At 74.9% G+C, this 23165-nt stretch carries 11 protein-coding genes; 7 read left to right on the forward strand and 4 right to left on the reverse strand.

Annotation, left to right across the window (positions count from 1 at the left end; all coding sequences use genetic code 11):
- Positions 1 to 92: 92 nt before the first annotated feature.
- Both ACFV9M_RS34460 and ACFV9M_RS34465 read right to left on the reverse strand, forming a co-directional pair.
- Positions 93 to 314 carry a hypothetical protein gene (locus tag ACFV9M_RS34460; RefSeq protein WP_385076323.1) on the reverse strand — a complete coding sequence of 74 codons (222 nt, stop codon included), beginning with the start codon at positions 312 to 314 and terminating at the stop codon, positions 93 to 95.
- Between the two features lie 155 nt (positions 315 to 469).
- Positions 470 to 3607: a type 2 lanthipeptide synthetase LanM family protein gene (locus tag ACFV9M_RS34465; RefSeq protein ID WP_385076322.1), complete on the reverse strand. Its 3138-nt coding sequence runs from the start codon at positions 3605 to 3607 to the stop codon at positions 470 to 472.
- A gap of 798 nt (positions 3608 to 4405) precedes the next feature.
- Between ACFV9M_RS34465 and ACFV9M_RS34470 the strand changes: the two genes are divergently transcribed.
- Positions 4406 to 5401: a LuxR C-terminal-related transcriptional regulator gene (locus tag ACFV9M_RS34470; protein ID WP_385076320.1), complete on the forward strand. Its 996-nt coding sequence runs from the start codon at positions 4406 to 4408 to the stop codon at positions 5399 to 5401.
- A 353-nt stretch (positions 5402 to 5754) separates the two neighbouring features.
- On the opposite strand, the gene ACFV9M_RS34475 is transcribed toward ACFV9M_RS34470, so the two are convergent.
- Entirely contained in the window at positions 5755 to 14622 is an 8868-nt protein-coding gene (locus ACFV9M_RS34475) for an amino acid adenylation domain-containing protein (protein WP_385076318.1), read from the reverse strand.
- A 527-nt stretch (positions 14623 to 15149) separates the two neighbouring features.
- Between ACFV9M_RS34475 and ACFV9M_RS34480 the strand changes: the two genes are divergently transcribed.
- From ACFV9M_RS34480 to sbnB, 6 genes are all read left to right on the forward strand, one after another.
- Positions 15150 to 15620, forward strand: a complete 471-nt coding sequence (locus ACFV9M_RS34480) for a cobalamin B12-binding domain-containing protein (RefSeq protein WP_385076316.1) — start codon at positions 15150 to 15152, stop codon at positions 15618 to 15620.
- Positions 15607 to 16905 carry a methylaspartate mutase gene (locus ACFV9M_RS34485; protein ID WP_385076314.1) on the forward strand — a complete coding sequence of 433 codons (1299 nt, stop codon included), beginning with the start codon at positions 15607 to 15609 and terminating at the stop codon, positions 16903 to 16905. The genes ACFV9M_RS34480 and ACFV9M_RS34485 overlap by 14 nt, the downstream gene beginning before the upstream one ends.
- Positions 16906 to 17016: 111 nt before the next feature.
- On the forward strand, positions 17017 to 18033 hold the full coding sequence (locus tag ACFV9M_RS34490) for an asparagine synthetase A (RefSeq protein ID WP_385076312.1): 1017 nt from the start codon (positions 17017 to 17019) through the stop codon (positions 18031 to 18033).
- Positions 18030 to 19256, forward strand: coding sequence for a glutamate synthase-related protein (locus ACFV9M_RS34495; RefSeq protein ID WP_385076311.1), 1227 nt, complete (start codon positions 18030 to 18032; stop codon positions 19254 to 19256). The genes ACFV9M_RS34490 and ACFV9M_RS34495 overlap by 4 nt, the downstream gene beginning before the upstream one ends.
- Entirely contained in the window at positions 19253 to 20200 is a 948-nt protein-coding gene (gene sbnA / locus ACFV9M_RS34500) for a 2,3-diaminopropionate biosynthesis protein SbnA (protein ID WP_385076308.1), read from the forward strand. The genes ACFV9M_RS34495 and sbnA overlap by 4 nt, the downstream gene beginning before the upstream one ends.
- 39 nt (positions 20201 to 20239) lie before the next feature.
- The gene (gene sbnB, locus ACFV9M_RS34505; RefSeq protein ID WP_385076306.1) at positions 20240 to 21247 is read left to right on the forward strand and encodes a 2,3-diaminopropionate biosynthesis protein SbnB; all 1008 of its coding nucleotides are present in this window, start codon (positions 20240 to 20242) and stop codon (positions 21245 to 21247) included.
- A 577-nt stretch (positions 21248 to 21824) separates the two neighbouring features.
- Here sbnB and ACFV9M_RS34510 read toward each other — a convergent pair.
- On the reverse strand, positions 21825 to 23165 hold a 1341-nt coding region (locus tag ACFV9M_RS34510), incomplete at its 5' end, for an alpha/beta fold hydrolase (RefSeq protein ID WP_385102627.1).

Below are 23165 nucleotides of genomic sequence, written 5' to 3' on the forward strand. Positions count from 1 at the left end.
CTGATCCCGTATCCGGCGACGGCGTGAAACGCGGGGGTGCCCGGCCACCGGACGGCCGGGCACCCCCGCCTTACGACGGACGCGGGCTCAGGTCACTGGGGGGCGGAGACCGAGGTGTCGATCGTGCTCAGCGTGATGACGATTCCGCTGGTGAGGACCATCCCGGCCAGGACGCGGGCCCGTGCGCAGGCGCGGTTGCGGCCCGACAGGGTGATGCCGCCGGCCGCGTCCCGCTCGTCGGTCGCGCTCGTCACGGAGTCCCTGGAGTCGGCGGCGGCGGGGACGGTCGAGGCGTGCGAGAAGTGCTGGTTCATGGCGGTGAGCCCCTTGTCTCTGTGTGGAGGGTGAAGGCGGGGGAGCAGCGGGAAAGCGGGGATGCGGGGATGCGGGGATGCGGGAAGGTTGTGAGGAGCGGGCGAGCGGGCGGGCGAGCGGGGTGAGGGGGCGAGCGGGCGGGCGCGGTGAGCGGTCAGTGGCCGGGCAGCCGGCCGGTACAGGGATGCCGCAGCAGGAGCGCGGACGGCACGAGGGCGGGGAATCCGAGCCGCAGCAGGCCGTAGCCGATGCCCGCCAGGCCCGTCAGCAGCCCGGGGGTGGGCACGCGGTCCGGGGTGGCGCAGTGGTGGCCCTGCGCCTCGACGGTCCCGAGGACCTGACCGGTTCGGCGGGCCAATGCCCCCGACGCCGTCGCGTCGCCCCGTTCGGCGAGCACCGACAGCGCCTCCAGCGCGCCGAGGGCGCCGTGGCCGAGGCTCAGGTCGCCGGCGTCGCGCCGCCCGGCCAGCCGTGCGGCGACCGGGGCGGTCCGGGAGCCTGCCGTCCGGTCGCCCGCGCCCGCCCCCGGCACGTGCGCGGCGGCTGCCGCGACGCCCGGCAGGCCCGAGAGCCACGACAGGTCGGCCGGTTCGGCGAGCGCCGCGTCGAGCGCACCGGTCAGCAGCCGGTCCGCCGTCGCGGCGTGCCCGTCACCGGGCCGGTGCGCCGCGTGCAGCCGCAGTGCCCAGCCCACACCGGCGTCCCCGTCGGCGAACCCGGCCGGGCCGGCGCCGTTCCCGGCCGCCGCGGCCAGGGCGTCCGCCACGGCGTCGGCCAGTTCCAGGGCGCGCGGCGAGCCGTAGGCGTCGTAGGCCGCCACCGCGGCGGCCAGCCCCCCGGCGGCGCCGCTCGCGAGTCCCGGTTCCGTGCCCTGCGCGACGGCGTGCTCCAGTGCGGTGAGCGCGTCCGGCAGCGACTCCGCCAGCTCCGGCTCCAGCACCGTGGACAGGCGCACCAGGGAGTAGAGGATGCCGCCCAGTCCGTCGTACGCGCCGGGACCGACCGCCGCGCACAGCTCGGGATCGGCGGCCAGGTTCCTCAGCAGGCCTGGCAGCGGGCGCACCGCCTCGCGGGCGAGGGTCGTGTACCGCTGCGCCCCCGCCAGCAGTCCGGCCTGGGCCAGGAAGAGCGCCACCCCGGTGTAGCCCTGGGCCAGCCCGGCGCCCATCGGGAGGACCGACCAGTGTCCGCCGGGCAGACGTTCCAGACCGAGCCAGTTGGCCCGGCCCCCGGAGCGCACCGCACGGGCGGCGATCTCGTCGGCGATCCCGCAGGCCGCCGCGAGCAGCCGGGACGGCTCGGACATCACGGCCGGTGCCGGTGCGGGCACCAGCTCGGACCGGGGCCGGCCGTTCGCGGCGCCCGCCCCACGGGCGGCGAGTGCGGCCGAGACGATCCACTCCTGGTCGTGGCAGTCGACCTCGTTCATCCGCCCGACCTTCTCGCGCACCGCGGCCAGACTCGCCACGGGCAGCAGGTCGGGCAGCCACGTCCCGTCGGCCGCCCGGACCCCCGTGCCGGACGGCCGGTGGACGAACAGCGGCACGTCGCCGCGCCACAGGTCGGCGGTCTCGTGCTCGACGAGCCGCCGGCGCGCCGGGTCGTGCGCCGACTCGGTCCACAGCACGGCGAACACCGCGTCCCGGGCCAGCGCGTCGCCGAGCAGCGCCGGGTGGGTGGACTCCTCCAGCAACGTGGAGTACAGCCGCGTGGAGCGGACGATCAGGCGTGCCGGGCTGTCGGCCCGACCGGCCAGCGGCCCGTCCTCGCCGACCAGTTCGGCGCCGTGCGCGGCGATCGCCGCGTAGGCGGTACGGAAGCCGTCGAGGAGCGCCGCGCGATGGTCGGCGCTCTCCAGGCGGCCGCCGCGCGGCAGCGGCTGGTTCTGCGCCGCCGGGCTGACGACCGGACCACGCACGACCCGCATGGTGTCCAGGCCTGAGTCCTCCCAGCGCAGCCCCTCGCTCGGGTACGTGCCCTCCTCGCAGCGGCCCAGCGCGGAGATGTCCAGCGCGCCGTGCTCGCCGATGAGCAGGTGGGGCAGCAGGCACGTCCGGTGCACCGACGCCTGGAGGGCGTCCGCCGCCGGGTCCGCGCCCGCCGTGGTGGCGTGGGGGAGTCCCGTGTGCAGCAGCGTCTCGGCGTCCACCAGGACGGGCTGGCCGCCGCTGGCGATCACGTTCTCGTAGTGCATGTCCGCGCCGTCCACCGCGTACAGCAGGGCGAGCAGCGCCCCCTGGCGGCGGTAGAAGCCGTCGGCCTCGGTCACCGAGCGGCACCAGCGGTGCTCGACGAACTCCAGCCAGCCGTGGTCCTCGCGCCGCACCGTCCGAGGGGTCCGCAGGTCCAGTCCGGGCACCCGTTCCGCGAGCCAGTCCGCCAGTCCGTCGAGGAGCGCGTGCTGCTCCAGCGGACGGGGCTTGTAGACCACCCGTGATCCGTCGGTGAAGCCCAGCACCGCCACCGACCGGCCGCCCTGGTGCGCGTCGCCGCGGCCCAGCTCGATCCGGGCCAGGGGGCCGGGGTCGCGTCCGTCGAGGAGGAAGGAGACGAGTTCGCCGCGGTCGGCGGCCAGCCGCAGGCCCAGTTCGCCCACGGCCTCCGTCGCGTCCAGCGCGGTCTGGCCCAGCATTCTGGCCAGCACCGGGTAGGCGGTGAACAGGCCGCGCAGTCCGGCGGAGCCCCCCGTCGCGGCGACGAACGAGGCGAACCGCTCGCGCGGGCCGGCCCCGGCGAGGTGTCCGGCGCGGCGCGCCGCGTCGAGTTCACGGACGAGCGTGCGGGCCGCCTGCCGGGCCAGCGCGCTCTCCAGCCACTGGTCGAACGCGGCCCGGACAACCTGCCGTTCGACCGCGGGCAGCGGCCCGAGGAGGCGCTCCAGCGCCTTCGACGCGGGCACCACCAGCGGTCGTACGACGGGGGCGAAGACGGCGGGGCCCGTCAGCTCGTCGGACGCCGGGGCCGGTCCGGCCGGGTTCTCCCGCGCCGACCTCAACGCCCGCTCGACGTAGGCGGCCCAGTGCGGGGTGCCGGTGCGTTCGGCGAGACGGTCCGCCGGTTCGTCGGCGAGGGCGTGCAGCGTGCGCTCGTCGAGACCGAGGTGGTCCAGCCGCGCCGCGAAGCCGGCCGTGTCCCCGGCGGCCCAGGGGGCGCGGCCGGTCGCGACGGTCACGGACGTCGTCAGGGGGCGTCCCGGTGCGGCGACGCGCTCGGCGAGGGAGAGCGCCGGGGCCCACCAGGCGTGCGGCAGGTGGGCGCTCCGGGGAGTCGGAAGGGCGGCTGGTTGAGTCACGGGAAGAACTTCGCCGACCCCCCGCGGCCCCCGCATGGGGAACCGTCCCCCATATTCTCCGGCGGGCCCCCATCCCACGGTCGGTGTCCGGCCGCGACAGGGGGGACGGGCGGCGGCTCACCGGCCGCCGCGCGGGGTGAAGCCCCCGGCCGGGGCAGGGATTTCGGCTCGTGGGAGCCCTGGGTCGTCGGGGCGGTGCGACACCGGGCGGGCGCCCCGCGCGGCCGGCGTCGGAGCAGCGGAAGCCGCCCGGTGCCGCGGCCGCTGGGTACGCCGTCACCGTACGCCGTCACCGTACGGCGGGAAGCCCGGCGCGGGAGCGACCGGGCGGCAGTGGTGCCCGGGCGCAGTGGTGACCGGGCGGCAGCCACGGCCGAACGAGCCTGTCGCCCCGGAACCGGGGGAACCGCGGAACCGCGGAACAGGCGGAACCGGAGCACGGAGCCCCGCCGCCCCGCGCGCCCCCCGCACACCGGCCGTGACGGGCACGGCGTCACCGGCGGCCGCCGTGCCCCCGCGAAGCACTGGTGGCCGCCGTCGATGCGCGCCCGGAGCGGCCGACCGCCCGGCACCTGCCCGTCGCCCGTCCACCGTCGTACCGCCGGGTACCGCCGGGTACCGCGCGGGAACTTGGGTGAACGGCACGCATTCGCCCCGCGGGCCCCTTCCCGTCTACTGGTGTCCGGCCGGTGGATCAGCCGGGACGGCGGCCGCGGGGCCGCCGCGCCCCACGGCGCGCCGTCCGATCGGATCCGTGGGCCGCAGGTGCCGTAGGACGAGACGACAGGAGTGCAGGAGATGCGGACCTCTCTGGGTATCGACGCCGTCGCGCGGAGCGTCTATCTCGCCGTGGTCGCCCGGCCCGGGGCAGAGGTGGCGGAGCTGGCGCGGCAACTGGACGAGACCGACGACACCGTCCGGGAGGGACTCGAGCGCCTGTCCCGCATGATGCTCGTCGTACCGGGCGACAGCGCCACGGGCTGGGTCCCGGTCGACCCGGAGGTCGGGCTCGCGGCGATACTCGCCCGGCAGCAGGCCGAACTGGCCCGCCACCGGCTCCAGGTCGAGGACAGCCGGCTGGAGGTGACCCGGCTGCTGTCGCAGCACGGCCGCGGCAGCCGCGAGAGCGTGCCCGGCGTGGAATGGCTGTCCGGCCCGGACGCCGTGTGGCAGCGTATCGCCGAACTGGCCGGGGGATGCGCGCAGGAGTGGCTGACGGTCGGGCCGACGGAGCGGCTGGGCGCGTCCGTCGCCGAGGCGATGCGACCGGTGGACGAGATCCTGCTGCGGCGCGCTCCCCGCGCCCGCACCATCGTGCTGGAGAGCGTCCGCAACGACCCCGGGACCATGGACTACCTGCGGTGGAAGGGCGAAGCCGTCGGCGCGGTCCGCACGCTGCCGTCCCTCCCGGTGTGGATGGTCCTGTGCGACCGCCGGCAGGCCGTGGTGCCCGTCTGCAACGCCCGTTCCGTCGTGGGCGCGATGGTGTGCGGTGTCGAGTCGGTCACCGAGGCCTTCGCCGCCCTGTTCGCCCGGCTGTGGAAGGAGGGCCTTCCGCTGGCCGAGGCACGGCCCAGGACCGGCGGCAAGCTCTCGCTCCAGGAACAGCACGTGCTCCGGCTGTGGGCACAGGGCCTCACCGACGCCGCCGCCGCCCGCCGCATGGACGTCTCCCTGCGCACCGTGCGCCGGCTCTCCGAGAGGCTCACCGACCGGTTCGGCGCGCACAGCCGGTTCCAGCTGGGCGCCCTGGCCATCGCCCAGGGAGGCATCCGCGCCGAGGACATGGTCTGACCCCGTCGCACGCCGCCCCCGTCCGGGAACGCCGGGCGGGGGCCGGTCGTGTGTGCGGCGGGGCAGGTTCTGGGTATGGCGCTGAGCGCGTGGACGCCTGACCGGGTCTTCCCGGCCCCGGGGGCCGGTCGCGTGCACGGCGCGGTGGATTCCGCGTACGGCGCGGGGCGTGCGGGCGCCGGGTCGGGTCTCCCTGGCCGGGGCGTGCGGGCGCCCGGCGGGATCTCCCCGACCGGGGCACGCGGGCGCCCGGTCGGGTCTCCCTGGCCGGGGCACGCGGGCGCCGGGTCGGGTCTCCCCGACGGGGCGTGCGGGCGCCCGGCCGGATCCCCCCGGCCGGGCGTCCCGCCGTCTCATCCCGCGGGTGCGAACTGCGCCGTGATCGCCGACATCATCAGGTCCGCGATGCTCGCGGCCAGCTCCGCCGGGGTGGGTGCGTCGAAGACGGTCCGCACCGGGACGTCCACGCGCAGTGCCTTGCGCAGCCGCGAGGCGACCTGGGTGGCGAGCAGCGAATGCCCGCCCAGCTGGAAGAAGTTGTCGTGGACACCGATGGTCTCCACGCCCAGCAGGTCGCTCCACACGGAGGTGATCGTCCGCTCGACCGCGTTGCGCGGCGCGGTGTACGCCGACCCGAGGTCGGGCCGCCGGGTGTCGGGGACCGGCAGCGCGGCCCGGTCCACCTTGCCGTTGGCCGTCAGCGGCAGCCGGTCCAGGGACACGAACGCGGCGGGGATCATGTAGTCCGGCAGGCAGCGGCCCAGGTGTGCGTGGAGTTCCGTGGTGGTCGGGGCGGTTGTGCCCGACGGCACCACGTAGGCCACCAGACGCTTGTCGCCGGGCACGTCCTCGCGGACCACGGCACTGACCTCGCCGACACCGCCGTGCGTGAGCAGGTTGGCCTCGATCTCCCCCAGCTCGACGCGGTTTCCGCGGATCTTGACCTGGTTGTCGATGCGCCGCACGAACTCCAGCTGCCCGTCGGCGCGCCACCTGACGAGGTCGCCGGTGCGGTAGACCCGCTCGGTCGTGCCGCCGGCCTCGAACGGCACGAACCGTTCCCCGGTCAGCTCCGGCAGGCCCAGGTAGCCGCGGGCCACCTGCACACCGCCGACGAGGAGCTCGCCGGGCACCCCGACCGGCACCGGCCGGTCGTGCTGGTCGACGACGAACGCCCGCGTGTTGTCGATGATCCGGCCGATCGGCGGGACGGTGTCCCCGGGTTCGACCACGGTGGAGGTGATGATGACGGTGGTCTCGGTGGGCCCGTAGTTGTTGACCACGCGGAACGGCAGCCTGGCACGCGGCGGCATCCGCAGCCGGTCGCCGCCCGTCAGCACGTAGTCGAGGCTGCTGTCCTCGTCCCACGGGAGCGCCGAGAGCGACTCCAGCATCGGCGTGGACAGGAACGTGGCGTGGATCTCCCGCTCGTTCAGCCAGTCCCGCAGCAGATGCGGGGTGAGCCGCACCGTCTCGGTGGTGGTGCAGCAGGTCGCGCCCCGGGTCAGACCGAGCCACAGCTCCCAGGCGGCGGCGTCGAAGCCGACGCCGGCGAGCAGTGCCAGCCGCTGCCCGGGTTCGAGACCGTACCGGCCCGTGGTCCAGTGGATCAGGTTGACCAGACTGCGGTGTTCCACCTGCACGCCCTTGGGGCGCCCGGTCGAGCCGCTGGTGTAGATCAGATACGCGAGGTGGTGTGCGGCGGCGGCCGGCTCCGGGTCGGTGGCGGGTTCCCCGGCCAGCAGCTCCCCATCCCGGTCGAGCAGCAGCACCGGGACGTCGCCGGGCAGCCGGCCCGCGTGGGCCGAGTCGGTGAGGACGACCGGGGTGGCGGTGTCGCGCACCATGTACGCGAGCCGGTCCACCGGGTACTCCGGGTCCAGCGGCACGTACGGCGCGCCCGCCTTGAGGGCGCCCAGCTCGGCCGTCACGAGGTCGGGGCCGCGCTCCAGGCAGACGGCGACCGGCAGGTCGGGACGCACCCCGTACCGCCCGCGCAGGTGGTGGGCGATCCGGTTGGCCCGCTCGTTGAGCTCGCCGTAGGTCAGCGTGCCCTGCGGGCCGTCCACGGCGACCGCGTCCGGCCGCTCGGCGGCACGCGCCTCGAACAGCCCGTGCAGCGTGGCGTCCCGCGGGAAGACCGCGGACGTCGCGTTCCACTCGCCCACGATCTGCCGGTGCTCCGCCTCGGTCAGCAGGCACAGCTCCGACAGCCGGGCCCCGGGACCGTCGCCGACCGAGGCCAGCAGGCTTCCCAGGTGTCCGGCCAGCCGGGCGACGGTGTCCCGCTCGAAGAGGTCCGTGCGGTACTCCAGGGTGCCCCGCAGGCCCCCGTCCGGGGCCTCCGACATGATCAGGCTCAGGTCGAACTTGGCCTCGCCGACGGCCACCGTGAACGGCTCCACGGCCAGGCCCGGCAGGCTCCAGGCGTGGCCGTCGGGCGTGTTCTGGAGGACGAACAGGGTCTGGAAGAGGGGGTTGCGGGAGAGGTCGCGGTCGGGGGCGAGTTCCTCGACGAGGCGTTCGAAGGGGAGGTCCTGGTGGTCGTAGGCGCCGAGGGCGGTGTCCTTGACGCGGGTGAGGAGTTCGGTGAAGGACGGGTCGCCGGACAGGTCGGTGCGCAGGACCAGGGTGTTGACGAAGAAGCCGATCAGGTCCTCGGTCTCGGCGCGGTTGCGGCCGGCGATGGGGGTGCCGACCGCGATGTCGTCCTGCCGGCTGTACTTGGCCAGCAGCACCTGGAAGACCGCCACCAGCACCATGAACAGGCTGGCGCCCCCGTCCGCGGCCGTGGCACGCAGCCTCGCCGCCACCTCCGCGGACACCTCGAACGGGACCGTGTCACCGCCGCCGGGCCGACCCGCCGGGCGGTGGCGGTCGGTCGGCAGCTCCAGCGGCTGAAGCCCGGTGAGCCGGTCGCGCCAGTAGTCCAACTGGCCCTGCAACACTTCCCCGACGAGCCGCTCCCGCTGCCACACGGAGAAGTCCGCGTACTGCACCGGGAGTTCCGGCAGCCGCGCCGTGCCTCCCGCCGCCGCGGCCCGGTACCCCTCGCGCAGCTCCCGCGCCAGCACACCCTCCGACCAGCCGTCGCACGCGATGTGATGCACCATCAGCAGCAGACGCGCGTCCTCGTCGGTCATCCGCACCAGACGGGCACGCAGCAGCGGGCCCGCCGCTAGGTCGAACGGACGTCCCGCCTCCGTCTCGGCGAACAGCCGCGCCGCCCGCTCCCGCTCCTCCCCGTCGGCGAGGTGCCGCAGATCGTGCGCGACGGCACGCACCGGCGCCGGCGGGTCGACCAGCTGCCCCGGCTCGCCGCCCTCCCCGGCGACGAACCGGGTCCGCAGGATCTCGTGCCGGGCCACCACGCCCGACAGCGCCGCGTCCAGCGCCGCGGTGTCCAGCGCACCGGTCACGCGCAGCGCGAACGGGACGACGTACTCGGCCCGGCCCGGCTCCAGCTGGTCGAGGAACCACAGCCGCTGCTGCGCGAAGCTCAGCGGCAGCGGCGCGCCGGTACGCGCCACCGGGGCGATCCGGTCGGCCGCACCGGTGTCCAGCTCCTCGACGGCGGCAGCCAGCGCGGCCACGGTGGGTGAGGCGAACAGCGCGCGCACCGGGACCTCCACGCCCAGCGCGTCCCGCAGCCGCGAGGTCACCTGGGTGGCGAGCAGCGAATGCCCGCCCAGCTCGAAGAAGTTGTCCCCCACGTCGGTGACCTCGGCGCCCAGCACCTCGGACCAGGCGGCGGCCACCGCCCGTTCGGCCGGGGTGCGCGGCGCGACGGCGTCCCCGCCGGCCTCACGCGGCTGCGGCGCGGGCAGTGCCCGGCGGTCCACCTTCCCGTTGGGGGTCAGCGGCAGCCGCTCCAGCGCGACGAAGGCGGCGGGCACCATGTAGTCGGGCAGCTCACGGCGGAGCCCGGCGCGCAGCCGTTCGGCGGGCAGGTCACCGCCCTGCGCGGCCACGACGTAGGCGACCAGGCGCTTGTCGCCCGGCACGTCCTCCCGGACGACCACGGTGGCGGCGGCGACGTCGGCGCGGGCCAGCAGCGCCGCCTCGATCTCGCCGGGCTCGATGCGGTGCCCGCGCACCTTGACCTGGTCGTCGAGCCGGCCCAGGAACTCCAGCTGCCCGTCCGGCAGCCAGCGCACCCGGTCGCCCGTCCGGTACACGCGCCGGGGCGTGCCGTCCAGGTCGAGGACGACGAACCGCTGCGCGGTCTGCTCGGGCCGCCCCAGGTAGCCGCGCGACAACCCGGCTCCGCCGACCAGGAGTTCACCGGGCACCCCGACCGGGACCGGCCGGTCGTGGCGGTCGACGACGTGCACGGTGGTGTTGCGCACGGGCCGGCCGATGGGCGGCACGGGCACCCCGGGGACGACCTCGGCGGAGGTCGCGACCACGGTCGACTCGGTCGGGCCGTAGTTGTTCACGACGCGGAAGGGCAGCCGCAGCCCGGCCGGCAGCCGCAGATGGTCGCCGCCGGTCAGTACGTACTCCAGCGACGTGGGTTCGCTCCAGTCCGCCGACGCCAGGGCCTCCAGGAGCGGCGTCGACAGGAAGGTGCCCGTGATCCGCTGCCCGGCCAGCCAGCGCTGGAGCAGACGGGGGGTGAGCCGTACCGTGTCGTCCGGCACGCACAGTGTGGCGCCGGCGGTCAGCGCGGGCCACAGCTCCCACGCGGCGGCGTCGAAACCGACCCCGGCGAGCAGGGCGACGCGCCGTCCGGGCGCCTGCCCGAAGCTCTCCGTCGTCCACCGCACCAGGTTGACCAGGCTGCGGTGCTCGATCTGGACGCCCTTGGGGCGCCCGGTGGAGCCGCTGGTGTAGATCACGTAGGCCAGGTCGTCCGGCCCGGCCGCGGGCCGCGGGGCGTGGGCGGGCAGGTCCGCGAGCAGCGGCCAGTCCCGGTCGGTCAGGAACCGGCCGGCCGTCTCCGGCAGACGCGGCGCGTGGGTGCCGTCGGTGACGACCAGCGCCGCCCCGCTGTCGGCGAGCAGGTAGGCGAGCCGGTCGGCCGGGTGCTCCGGGTCGAGCGGTACGTAGGCGGCGCCGGACTTGAGGACCGCGAGCAGCGCGGTGATCTGCTCGGGGCCGCGGGCCAGGCACACGGCGACCACCCCGCCCGGCGCCGCGCCGAGCGAGCGCAGGTGGTGGGCGAGCCGGTTGGCCCGCTCGTCGAGCTCCCGGTAGGTGAGGTCACCGGTGTCCGAGAGCACCGCCGGTTCGTGCGGTTGCAGGGCGGCGCGCTCCTCGACCAGCCGGTGCACGGTGGTGGCGTCCTCGTCGGCGGTCGCCGCGTCCGTGCCGCTCCACTCGGTGAGGAGCCGCCGCCGCTCGGCGGCGGTCAGGACGTCCAGGCCGGACAGCCGCTCGTCCCCGCCGGAGGCCACCGCCTCCAGCAGCGTCCCGAAGTGGCCGGCCAGCCGCCGCGCGGTGGCGCGGTCGAACAGATCGGTGGCGAAGACCAGGTTGCCCTCCAGCGCGCCGTCGCGCCGCTCGGTGAGGAACAGCGTCAGGTCGAACTTGGCCTCCTCCGCGCGCACCGCGAACGGCTCCACCGTCAGCCCCGGCAGGCTCCAGGCGTGGTCGTCGGGCGTGTTCTGGAGGACGAACATCGTCTGGAACAGCGGGCTGGCGGACAGGTCGCGGTCGGGGGCGAGTTCCTCGACGAGGCGTTCGAAGGGGAGGTCCTGGTGGTCGTAGGCGCCGAGGGCGGTGTCCTTGACGCGGGTGAGGAGTTCGGTGAAGGACGGGTCGCCGGACAGGTCGGTGCGCAGGACCAGGGTGTTGACGAAGAAGCCGATCAGGTCCTCGGTCTCGGCGCGGTTGCGGCCGGCGATGGGGGTGCCGACCGCGATGTCGTCCTGGCCGCTGTACTTGGACATCAGCAGCTGGAACACGGCGAGCAGCGACATGAACAGACTCGCCCCGTGCCCGGCCGACATCCGCCGCAGCGCGTCCACCGGGCCGGCGGGGACCGTGAAGGCCACCGTGTCCCCCCGCCCGGACCGCTCGGCGGGCCTGCGGCGGTCGGCCGGCAGCTCCAGCGGCTGAAGCCCGGCGAGCCGGTCGCGCCAGTACCCCAACTGCCCGTCCAGCGCCGGACCGTCCCAGGCCGCGCGCTGCCACACCGCGAAATCCGCGTACTGCAGCGCCGGCGGAGCGAGAGCGGCCTCCCGCTCCTCGACGGCCGCCCCGTACAACTCGCGCAGCTCCCTGGCGAACACACCCTCCGACCAGCCGTCGGACACGATGTGGTGGACCGCGACCAGCACACGCCAGCCCTCGTCGGCCACCCGCACCGCCACCGCCCGCAGCAGGGGCCCGACGGCGAGGTCGAAGGGCCGGCCCGCGGCCTCCTCCAGGAGGCGGCGCGCCTGCGCCTCGCCGGCGTGCCGCGCGTCGTGCACGGCCACGGTGACGTCCCCCGGCGCGTCGACGACCTGGACCGGGCGGCCCGCGGCGTCCGCCACGAACCGCGTCCGCAGGATCTCGTGCCGGGCCACCAGCCCGCTCAGCGCGCGGGCGAACGCATCCGGCGCGAAGGGCCCCTCGACCCGCAGCCCGAACGCGATGACGTACTCCGCGCGGCCGGGCGCCAACTGGTCGAGGAACCACAGCCGTTGCTGAGCGAACGACAGGGGCGGCGCGCCCGCCGACCGGTCCGCCCGGGGCACCGGCGCCGCCGCGCCCGGACCCAGCGCGTCGACGGCCGCGGCCAGCAGCGCGGGCGTCCGCGCGCCGAACAGCGTTCGGTACGGCACGTCGACCCCGAGGGCGGCCCGCAGCCGGGAGGCGACCCGGGCCGCCAGCAGCGAGTGGCCGCCCAGCTCGAAGAAGTCGTCGTCGGCGCCGACCCCGTCGACCCCCAGCAGCTCCGACCAGATCGCGGCCACGGCCCGCTCCGTCCCCGTACGGGGCGCCGCGTAGGCGGCGGACACCTCCGGCCGGTGGCTCTCCGGCGCGGGCAGCGCCCGCCGGTCCACCTTGCCGTTCGGCGTCAGCGGCAGCCGCTCCAACGGCACGTAACGCACCGGCACCATGTGGTCCGGCAGGTCGCGCCCCAGCGCCGCGCGCAGCTCCGCGGCGGCCGGGGCGGCCACGCCCTCGGCGGGCACCACATAGGCCACCAGGCGCTTGTCGCCCGGAACGTCCTCGCGGACCACCGCGGTGGCCGCCGCGACACCCGGGAGCGCCAGCAGCGCGTTCTCGATCTCGCCCAGCTCCACCCGGTGCCCGCGCAGCTTCACCTGGTCGTCGATCCGGCCCAGGTAGACCAGACGCCCGTCGGGCAGCCACTTCACCAGGTCCCCGGTGCGGTACACCCGGGCACCCGGCTCCGCGGAGAACGGATGCGGCACGAACCGCTCCGCGGTCAGGTCCGGACGGCCGAGATAGCCGAGGGCCAGGTTCACCCCGCCGATCAGCAGCTCGCCCGGCACCCCCACCGGCTGCGCCTGCCCGTGCGCGCCGACCACGTACACCTCGGTGTTGTCGATCGCGCGGCCCATCGGCACGTGGTCCGCCGCCGGATCCACCGCCCCAGTCCTGCTGACGACGTTGCCGACGGTCGCCTCGGTCGGCCCGTACTCGTTGACGATCACCGTCGCGTCCGTGCCGCTCGTCAGCACCCGGTGCGCCAGCGCCGGCGCCAGATCCTCGCCGCCGGCCACCACGGTGGTGACACCGTGCCGCAGGCCCTCCTGTTCCAGCCGGGTGACCAGCAGTTCCAGGTGCGAGGGCGTCGCCTTGAGGAAGCTGACCGGCACACCGCTCGCCACCGTCTCGACCGCCGCGTCGAACACCGTCTGCCCCGGCCGCGGTGTGGGCACCACCAGTCGCAGCCCCTGCACCAGGGGCAGGAACAGGGCGGTGACGGTCAGGTCGAACGCCGCCGACGAGCACAGCAGCGAGCCGATCCCGGCGCCCGGCGCCGGCGGGTAATTGCGGTCGCACCAGTGGAGATAGTTGACGACACCCCGGTGCGCGACCCGTACACCCTTGGGGCGGCCCGTGGAACCGGAGGTGTAGATGACGTACGCCAGGTCCAGCGGACCGCCGGCGGCCACCGGGGCCGCGCCGTCCCCGGCCGGCCACTCCCGGTCGACCGCCAGCACCGCGGGACCCGAGGCGAACAGACCGGCGGGACCCGAGGCGAACAGACCCTCGTACGCCGTCTGGGTGATCACCACGGGCGCGGCGCTGTCCTCGACCATGTACCGCAGCCGCTCGGCCGGGTACGCCGGGTCCAGCGGCACGTACGCGGCACCCGACTTGAGCACGCCCAGCAGGGCGCACACCAGGTCGGTGCCGTGGTCGAGGCAGACCGCGACGAGGGTGCCGGGGCCGATGCCCCGCTCCTGGAGGTGGCGGGCCAGCCGGCCGGCCCGCTCGTCGAGCTCGCGGTAGGTGAGCCGCCGTTCGCCGTGCTCCAGGGCGATCGCGTCCGGCCGCTGTGCGGCGCGGTCGGCCACCAGCGCGTGCACGGTGGCGGTGTCGGGGAACGCGGCGCGCGGCCCGCTCCACTCGGTGAGGATCCGCCGTCGCTCCGCGCCGGTGAGCATGCCGAGCGCGCCGACCGCGTCGTGCGGCGACCGCGCGACGGCCGCGGCCAGCACCAGGAAGTGTCCGGCCATCCGCTCGGCGGTGGCCCGGTCGAACAGGTCGCTCCGGTAACCGAGCACGCCGCGCGGCACGCCGTCGCCGACGACGATCTCCAGGGTGACCTGCGCCCGCGGGGCGAAGACGGCGGCCTCCGCGCCCGCCGCGCGCGACGCGAACCAGGGGGCGCCGTCCAGGGCGCCGTCCGCCGCCGCGGACAGCTCCGCGAACGGCACCGCGCCGTGCTCCCGCGCCCGGGACAGCGCGTCCGTCACCCGCGCGAGCAGCGCCGCGAAGCCCAGGGCGTCGTCCCCGGCGCGTACCACCGAGGCAGTCCCGCCGTCCGCCCCGGGCACGACGACCGGGACGTCGCCCCGGCCGCCGTACCGCGTGAGCAGCACGTGGAACACCGCCAGCAGCGCCGTCGACAACTCGGTGCCGTGCTCGCGCGCCAGCGCGGCCAGCGCCTCGGCGGTCCGCGCCGGGAGCGCGAAAGGCACCCGGTCCGCAGCGGCGGAGCCGCCGCCCACGGGCCGCCGGTCCGCCGGCAGCTCCAGCGGCTCCAGACCCGTCAGGGCATGCCGCCACTCCTCCACCTGGTGATCAGCCACCGTTCACTCCCCATCGTCAGCGCGTCGTCAGCGGTCAAGCGGTTCAAGCGGTTCCATCGGTGCAAGCGGTGCAAGCGGTCCCATCGGTTCAAGGTCCGGACGATCGAAGGCCGGGCGGTGCAAGGGCGCACGCGCCCCGCGCGAACAGCGTGGAGGGCGCGGAGGGCGCGAACGGCTCGCACGATGCGCACGGCTCGCACCGCTCGCACGGCGTTCACGGCTCGTACGACGCGGCGTCCCGGTGCGCCCGGGGCCGCGCCGGACCGGAGGGCGCCGCGCGGCGAGCGCGCACACCACGATGTCCGTGCCGAGCACGCTAGGACGTGCGGACGGGCGCCCCCAGTGGGCACAAGTGCCGCCCGGACGGCTGGTCACAAGTGCCCAGTGCCGCCCGGCGAGGACGCTCACCACGATGGACGACGTCACTCCCGGACGACCCGGCGCCCCGGCGGCGGACCACGTCCACCGGTGACCGGCCCGGTCGCAGCGATCGCGGTCCCATCACGGTGTCGAGAGGAAAGCCGGTCGTGTACCTGCGTCACCCGCCCCCGGACAGTCCGCGTCACGCTGTCCTGAGCACCATCCCGTCGGACTCGCACACCTGGAACCTCCTGTTCCTCCAACTCCTGCTGGAGGAGCAGGGCTGGGAGGTCACCAACCTCGGTGCCTGCGTCCCCGTCCGCACCCTGATCGGCGAGTCCGCCGCCCGCGTGCCCGACCTGATCGTCGTGAGCACCGTCAACGGCCACGGCGTCGAGGAGGGCGCCGCCCTCGCCCGCGAGGTACGGGCCGAACCCGTCCTGCGTGACGTGCCGCTCGTCGTCGGAGGCAAACTCGACACCTCGGGCTCCGCCGACCCGGACGCCCACCCCGCCCTCACCGCCGCCGGGTTCGACGCCGTACTGACCGGCCCGAACGCCGTGCCGCGCCTGCTGGCCCTGCTCGACACCCTCGCCGAAGGCAGTCGCGGAAGGGCCTACGCCGATGTCGCCCGCTGACGCCGCCGCCCGGCCGCCCGGCGGCGCCTTCCACCGCTTCATGCAGACCGCGCGACGCTCCGGCACCCTCGTCCTCCAGCCCCGCATGGGCTTCGCCGACCCCGCCCGGATGCGCGCCGGCCTGCTCGCCACCCGCGACGCCCGCGCCACCACCGTGGGCACCCTCACCCTCGACAGCTTCACCCGCGTCGGCGACTACGCGGCCGCCGCCCGCGCCACCGAGCAGGGCCGCCATCTCAACGGCTACCCCCTGGTCAGCCTGCCCGTCGCCACCACCGCGGAACTCCTCGACGGCGTCCACGGCCCGGACTTCCCCGTCCAGGTGCGCCACGGCTCGGCACGGCCCGGCCGCATCGTCGACGCCCTGGTCGCCGCCGGACTCGACGCCACCGAGGGCGGCCCCGTCTCCTACTGCCTGCCCTACGGACGCACCCCGCTGCGCACCTCCGTACGGGCGTGGCGCGAGGCGTGCCACAAGCTCGCCGCGCTGCGCGCCACCGGCGTCGAACCGCACCTGGAGAGCTTCGGCGGCTGCATGCTGGGCCAGCTGTGCCCGCCCTCACTGCTGATCGCCCTCTCCGTCCTGGAGGGGATGTTCTTCCGGCAGCACGGCATCGCCAGCGTCTCCCTCAGCTACGCCCAGCAGACCAGCCCCGAACAGGACGAGGAGGCCGTGCACGCGCTGCACGCCCTGGCCGCCGACCACCTCGCCGACGTCTCCTGGCACGTCGTCGTCTACGCCTACATGGGCGTCTTCCCCGAGACGGAGGCCGGAGCCCTGGGACTCGTCGCGGACGCCGCGCGGCTCGCCGTACGCACCGGAGCCGGCCGCCTCATCGTCAAGACGGCCGCCGAGGCCGTGCGCATCCCGTCGGTCGCCGAGAACGTCACCGCGCTCGAGACCGCCGCGGCCGCCGCCGCCCGCACCACGCGACGCACGGCGCCACCGCCGGCCACCGGCGTCGAGGCCGAGGCCCGGGCCCTCGTCGACGCCGTCCTCGGCCTGGACGACGACATCGGCAACGCCCTCGTCCTCGCCTTCGCCCGCGGCTACCTCGACGTCCCCTACTGCCTGCACCCCGACAACGCGGGACGCACCCGCAGTGTCATCTCCGACCGGGGCCGTCTGGAGTGGGACCGCACCGGAGCGCTTCCGCTGGGCCGCCCGGCCGGCGCGCCCCGCGTCCGCCGGCTCACCTCCTCCGGCCTCCTGCACGCCCTGGCCCACGTCAAGAACCGCTACGACAGCCCCGCCGCGTCCCTCGCCGGCCGAGCCGGTGGCTGACGGGCCGTCACCGGCCCGGCCCGTTCCTCTTCCCGCCCGTTCCCCTTCACGCCCGTTCCCCTTCCCGCCCGGGTCCCGGACACCCGGTGGCCCAGACAAGGACCGACAGCCATGACTCTCCAGATCGACTTCCCCCCGGCGACCGCCGGCGCCCCCGTCCTGCCGCCCCCGCTGGAGCACCTGCGCGACCCGCGCACCCGGGCGGCCCTGCGCGTCCAGCAGACGCTCGTCGCCGGCGCCCGCGCCTTCCTGCGCTCCGGCGGCGCCGTGGAGATGGCCCACCCCGTCATCGGCCCCGTCACCGACCCCGGCTCCCGCGGCGCCAAGCAGGTCGACGTCGACTACTACGGCCACCGCTACAAGCTCATGACCAGCGCCATCCTCTACAAGCAGGCGTCCCTGCTGGCCTACGACCGCATCTTCCTCGTCGCCCCCAACGTGCGCCTCGAACCCGTCGAGACCAGCTCCACCAACCGCCACCTCGCGGAGTTCCGGCAGATCGACGTCGAGTACGCCGGCGCCACCCGCGACGACGCCATGGACGCCGCCGAGGGACTGGTCCGCCACGCCGTCACCACCGTCCTCGACGAGTGCGGCGACGACCTCGCGCTGCTCGGCCGGGACACCGACGCCCTGCGCCGCTTCGTGGCCGGGCCGTTCGCCCGCGTCCCGCACGCCGAGGTCGTCGACCGCCTCCGCGCCGACGGCTACCCGCAGGCACACGGCACCGAGATCGAGTGGGAGGCCGAGGAGCGCGTCTCCCGCGCGGCCGACGCCCCCTTCTTCGTCGTCGGCTACCCCAAGGGCTCCCGCGGCTTCTACGACAAGGAGAGCCCCGCGCAGCCGGGCACCCTGCTGAACTTCGACCTCATAGCCCCCGAGGGCTGCGGCGAACTGTGCAGCGGCAGCGAACGCGAGAACGAGTACGCCGCCCTGGTCACCCGCATGCGCGAGACCGGCGAGAACCCGGCCAAGTACGCCTGGTACCTCGACGTCGCCCGCCATGGAATCCCCCGCAGCGCCGGCTTCGGCATCGGCCTGGAACGCCTCACCCGCTGGGTCGCGGGACTGGACTCCGTCTGGCAGGCCACCGCTTTCCCGAAGCTCGCGGGGGTCGTGTCCCCGTGACGTACCTGACCGCACCCGGCCTCCCCGAGGACGCCATCCGCGGCCGCGCCCGCGACGGCGCGGCCGCCGTCTTCCCCGCCCTCGACGACTACGGCACCGTCGTCTTCGGCGACATCCCCGCCGCCGACGCCGACGAGATCGACAGCCTGCGCCTGGTGCCCCCCGTCTTCATGCCGGGCCGCCTCGCCCGGCTCATCGACCTCGGCCGGGAACCCCTCTTCTCCGACGTCCGCCTCGACACCGTCGTCGGGGGCCTCGCCGCCCCCCTCCCGGTGTACGTGTCGGCCCTCGGCTCCACCCGCGCCGCCGGCACCAGCCTCGCCCTCAGCCGACAGGCCGGACGACTCGGCATCCCCATGATCATCGGGGAGAACGTCGCCCCCATGAACGGCTTCAGGACCAGCGGCGACGACCACCGCAAGGGCCTGCTGGAACGCGTCCAGGCCTACTGCGAGGAACTGCCCGACGGACTCGGCGGCGTCTGCGTCCAGCAGAGCACCGAGGACGCCGACTCCGAGGTGTGGAACCACGTCTACAGCGACCCCGCCGTCTCCGGCCTCCTGCTCTCCGGACGCCTCTCCTTCGAACTGAAGGTCGGCCAGGGCGCCAAGCCCGGCCTGGGCGGACTCACCCTGATCAGCGAAGACACCGCCGCCGGTCTCGACGGGCAGTACGCCGTCGAACGCCTCACCGGCGACGGCGGACCGGTCCTGCGCTGCGCCAGCCCCGGCACCTTCACCGAGGAGATCTTCCGCCGGCAGATCCAGCTCATGCGCAACAACTATCCCCGCGCCCGCTGCTGGGTGAAGCTCTTCCCGGGCCGCGACGTCGGAGACGCCGCCGCCGTCGCCTGGGAGGCCGGCGCCGACGCCGTCACCGTCGACGGCGCCGAGGGCGGCACCGGCTGGGCCCCCACCGGCTTCCTCCGGCACGTCGGACTGCCGCTCGCCGAGTGCCTGCGCCGCGTCGACGCCACCGACCGCACCCTCCTGGCCAGCGGGCGGGTGTGGGACGGCATCCGAGCCGTCAAGCTGCTGGCCCTCGGCGCCCGCGCCGTCGGCCTCGGCCGCGCCGCCCTGGTCGCCGCCGACGAGGACCCCGAGCACGGCCTCGAACGACTGCTGGAGGCCATGGCGCTGGAGATGCGCATGGCCGTCAGCGCCCTGGGCCGCTACACGGTGGACGACGTCCGCGCCGAGGACCTGTGGAGGCCCCAGCCATGATCTACGAGCACACCTACGAACTCGTCACCGACGACCTCTTCGTCCGGCTGACCCGGATGGTGCCCGGCGCCGACGTCTTCCTCAAGATGGAGGGCCTCAACCCGGCCGGCTCGGTCAAGCTGAAGACCGCCCTGAGCCTCGTCGAGGACGCGGAGCACCGCGGCATCCTCGGCCCCGGCGCCCGCGTCGTCGAGTCCTCCTCCGGCAACCTCGGCATCGCCCTCAGCTCCATCTGCGCCACCAAGGGCTACCCCTTCACCTGCGTGGTCGACCCCAACACCAACGCCATCAGCATCGACCACATGCGCGCCCTCGGCGCCGGGGTCGTCGTCGTGGACACCGTCGACGCCAACGGCGGCTTCCTCCAGGCGCGCATCGCCTACATCCGGCGCCTCGTCGAGGCCGACCCGGCCATGGTGTGGCTCAACCAGTACGCCAACCCGGCCAACCCCCGCGCGCACTACGAACAGACCGCGCGCACCATGCTCAAGGAACTCCAGCACATCGACTACCTGTTCGTCGGCGCCGGCTCCACCGGCACCTTCGTCGGCTGCGCCCAGTACCTCCGCGAGTTCTCGCCCCACACCCGTATCGTCGCCGTCGACGCCCGGGGCTCCATCATCTTCGGAGCCTCGCCCGGACGCCGCCACATCCCCGGACTCGGCGCCAGCCGCATCCCCGAACTGTGCGACCCCCACCTCGCCGACGACGTGGTGTTCGTCGCCGAGGAGGACGCCGTCCGCGAGTGCCGGCTGCTGGCCCGCACGCACGGACTGCTCGTCGGCGGCTCCACCGGCTCCGTGCTCGCCGCGATCCGCCAGTACGGCGACGCGTTCCCGCCCGGCTCCCGCATCGCCGCGATCTCGCCCGACCTCGGCGAGCGCTACCTCGGCACCGTCTACAACGACGACTGGGTGGACGCGCACCTCGGCGTCCTCACCTGAGCCACGGTCCGCGCCCCCTCCCGCGAAAGGCAACCACCGATGTCGACTTTTCACGTGATCGACGGCACCGTCGCCCAGGACGTCATCGCCTCCGCGCCCTCGGAGATCCTGGAGATCGTGCGCGACACCTATCTCCGGCACAGCGGCGGCGACACCGTCAACCCGAACAGCTACTTCCTGCGCTTCCCCGACAACCCCGGCGCCCGGATCATCGCCCTGCCGGCCCACCTCGGCGGCGACGCTCCGGTGTCCGGCCTGAAGTGGATCGCCAGCTACCCGCGCAACGTGGAGCGGAACCTGCCGCGCGCCTCCGCCGTCCTCCTCCTCAACGACGCGGAGACGGGCTACCCCTTCGCCTGCCTGGAGGCCTCCCGGATCAGTGCCGCCCGCACCGCCGCGTCCGCCGCGCTCGCGGTCGAGACCCTCGCGCCCGACGACGCGCCCCGCACCGTGCTCTTCGTCGGCGCGGGCGTCATCGGCCGCACCGTCTCCGACTTCCTCGCCGCCCGCGGACTCAACGTCCGCGAGTGCCTCGTCCACGACCACATCGACACCTACGCCGAGACCTTCGCCGCGTACGCCGCGGACACCCACGGCTGGCGGACCCGTGCCGTGCCGAGCGTCGACGAGGCACTGGCCACCTCCGACCTGGTCGTCCTCGCGACCACCGCGCCGGCCCCCTGGCTCGCGGACGGACAGACCCTGCTCCCGGGGCAGCTCGTCCTCAACCTCTCCCTGCGGGACATCCACCCCACCGTGATGATCAAGTGCCACAACATCCTCGACGACGTGGACCACTGTCTCACCGCGCAGACCTCGCCCCACCTCACCGAGATCGAGTACGGCACGCGCGACTTCATCGACGGGACACTCGCCGACGTCCTGCGCGGCGAGGTGACCCTGGAGCGCGACCGCCCCACCGTCTTCTCACCGTTCGGCCTCGGCGTGCTCGACCTGGCCGTCGGCTGCCACATCCACCGCAAGGCGCTGGAGACCGGCCGAGCGACCGAGATCCCCGGATTCTTCAACGAGCTGACCCGCTGGTGAGCCGGGCGCACCACGCGCCCGCCCCCCGGCACAGCACCCCCGTTCACCCGCCGCGCGGCCCCTCCGGAACCTCCTCCGGAGGGGCCGCGCGGCGTCCGAGCGGGGGTGCGGCCGTGACCGGCGCCCGGCCGGCCTGGTTCTGCCGGCCCAGCGTGGTCCTGTACGGCCGCCTGGTCCTGTACGGCCGCCTGGTCCTGTACGGCCGCCTGGTCCTGTACGGTCCAGCGTGGTCCTGTACGGTCCAGCCTGGTCCTGTACGGTCCAGCGTGGTCCGGCACGGTCCTGTACGGTTCAGCCGGTTCTGACGGCCGCCCTGCCGGTGGCGGATGCCGACGCCCCCGCCTTCGTCGCCCTCGCACCGCCTGCTCTCCGGCCGTACGGGATGACGTGTGCGAGGCCGCACCCGAGCTCGTGCCCGTGCTCAGGCGCCCCGCCGCGGCGAGGCAGCCGCGACGCGCTCCCGCCGCCGCCCCGAGTACCGCCGTCGGCAGCGACGCGTCAGAAACCGGACGCACGACGACGAGAGACCTGCCGCCGGTAGGCGGCAGGTCTCTCGGGCCGGCGGGAAGGGCCTCCGTCAGGCGGGCACCAACGGCTCCCTCTCCCTGCGCCCGCGGTCGGCCAGGGCGCCCAGCAACACCTCGGTCAGCAGCGCGAGTTGCCGCTCGCCCTGCACCATCTCCAAGTGGCGCCCGGGCATCGGCAGGATCTCCGGTCCCGAGGAGTAGAGGTTCCGCCAGTGGGCGGCGTACCGGTCGTGCGGCACCTCGTCACCGGTTCCGTCGCGGACGGTGTCACTGACGAACAGGGTCGCCCGGGCCGAGGACCGGCGGGCCCGGTAGGCGGCGAGCGAGCGGACCTCGGCCTCCAGCACCTCGTACGGAAGCCACTCGTCGAGGCTGATCGCGTCCTCCTCGATGTTCATCTCCGGCGCCAGACGCTTCAACTCCCGTTCCGTCGCCGCACGCACGCCACCGCTCTCGGCCCGGCCGCGCCGCCACAGCGCGCTGACCCGCCGGTACACCTCCGCGTGGCGCTGGAACCGGTCCCGCTGGTCGTCACCGGTCACCGCCGGCTCCAGCAGAAAGAGTCCGTCCACCGCCTCCGGGGCGCGCACCCCCATCTCATGGGCGATCACCGCACCGGTGGACCACCCGAGGATCGTGTACGGGCCGTCCGGCTGGATCCGCCGGATCTCCTTCCAGTACCGGTCCGCGATCGACTCGACGCCCACCAGCGGGGATTCGCCCGCGTTGAGGCCGGGAGCCTGGATGCCGTACACGGTGAACACCCCGGCGAGGCGCGCCGCGAGCGCCCGGTACGGATGCGTGCTGCCACCTCCGGGGTGCACGCAGAACAGCCGCGGCAGCGCGGGATCGACCGTCAGGGAGAGCGGCACCAGCAGTCCGGACGCACCGTCCTGCGGGGCGTCGAGCACGGCCGCCAGGCCGGCCACCGTCGGATGCCGCATGATCTGCTGAAGGCTGACCGGCCACCCCGCGTCCCGGATACGCGAGGCCACCCGCACGGCGTTGATCGACTGCCCGCCGAGGGAGAAGAAGTTGTCGTGGACGCCGACGGTGTCGACGCCGAGGACCTCGGCCCAGACGGCGGTGATGGTGTGCTCGGTGGAGGTGCGGGGGGCGGTGTAGGCGGTGTCGAGGTCGGGGCGGTCGTGCCCGGGTGCGGGGAGTGCTGTGGTGTCGATCTTGCCGTTGGGGGTGAGGGGGAGTTCGTCGAGGGTGACGAAGGTGGCGGGGATCATGTGGTCGGGGAGGGTCTGGCGGAGGTGGGTGCGCAGGGTTTCGTGGTGGAGGGGTGTGGTGGTGACGATGTAGGCGGTGAGTCGTTTGTCGCCGGGTGTGTCTTCGCGGAGGGTGATGGTGTTGGTGGTGATGTGGGGGTGGGTGTTGAGGGT

The organism is Streptomyces sp. NPDC059895 (assembly GCF_042731035.1).
Taxonomy (GTDB): Bacteria; Actinomycetota; Actinomycetes; order Streptomycetales; family Streptomycetaceae; genus Streptomyces.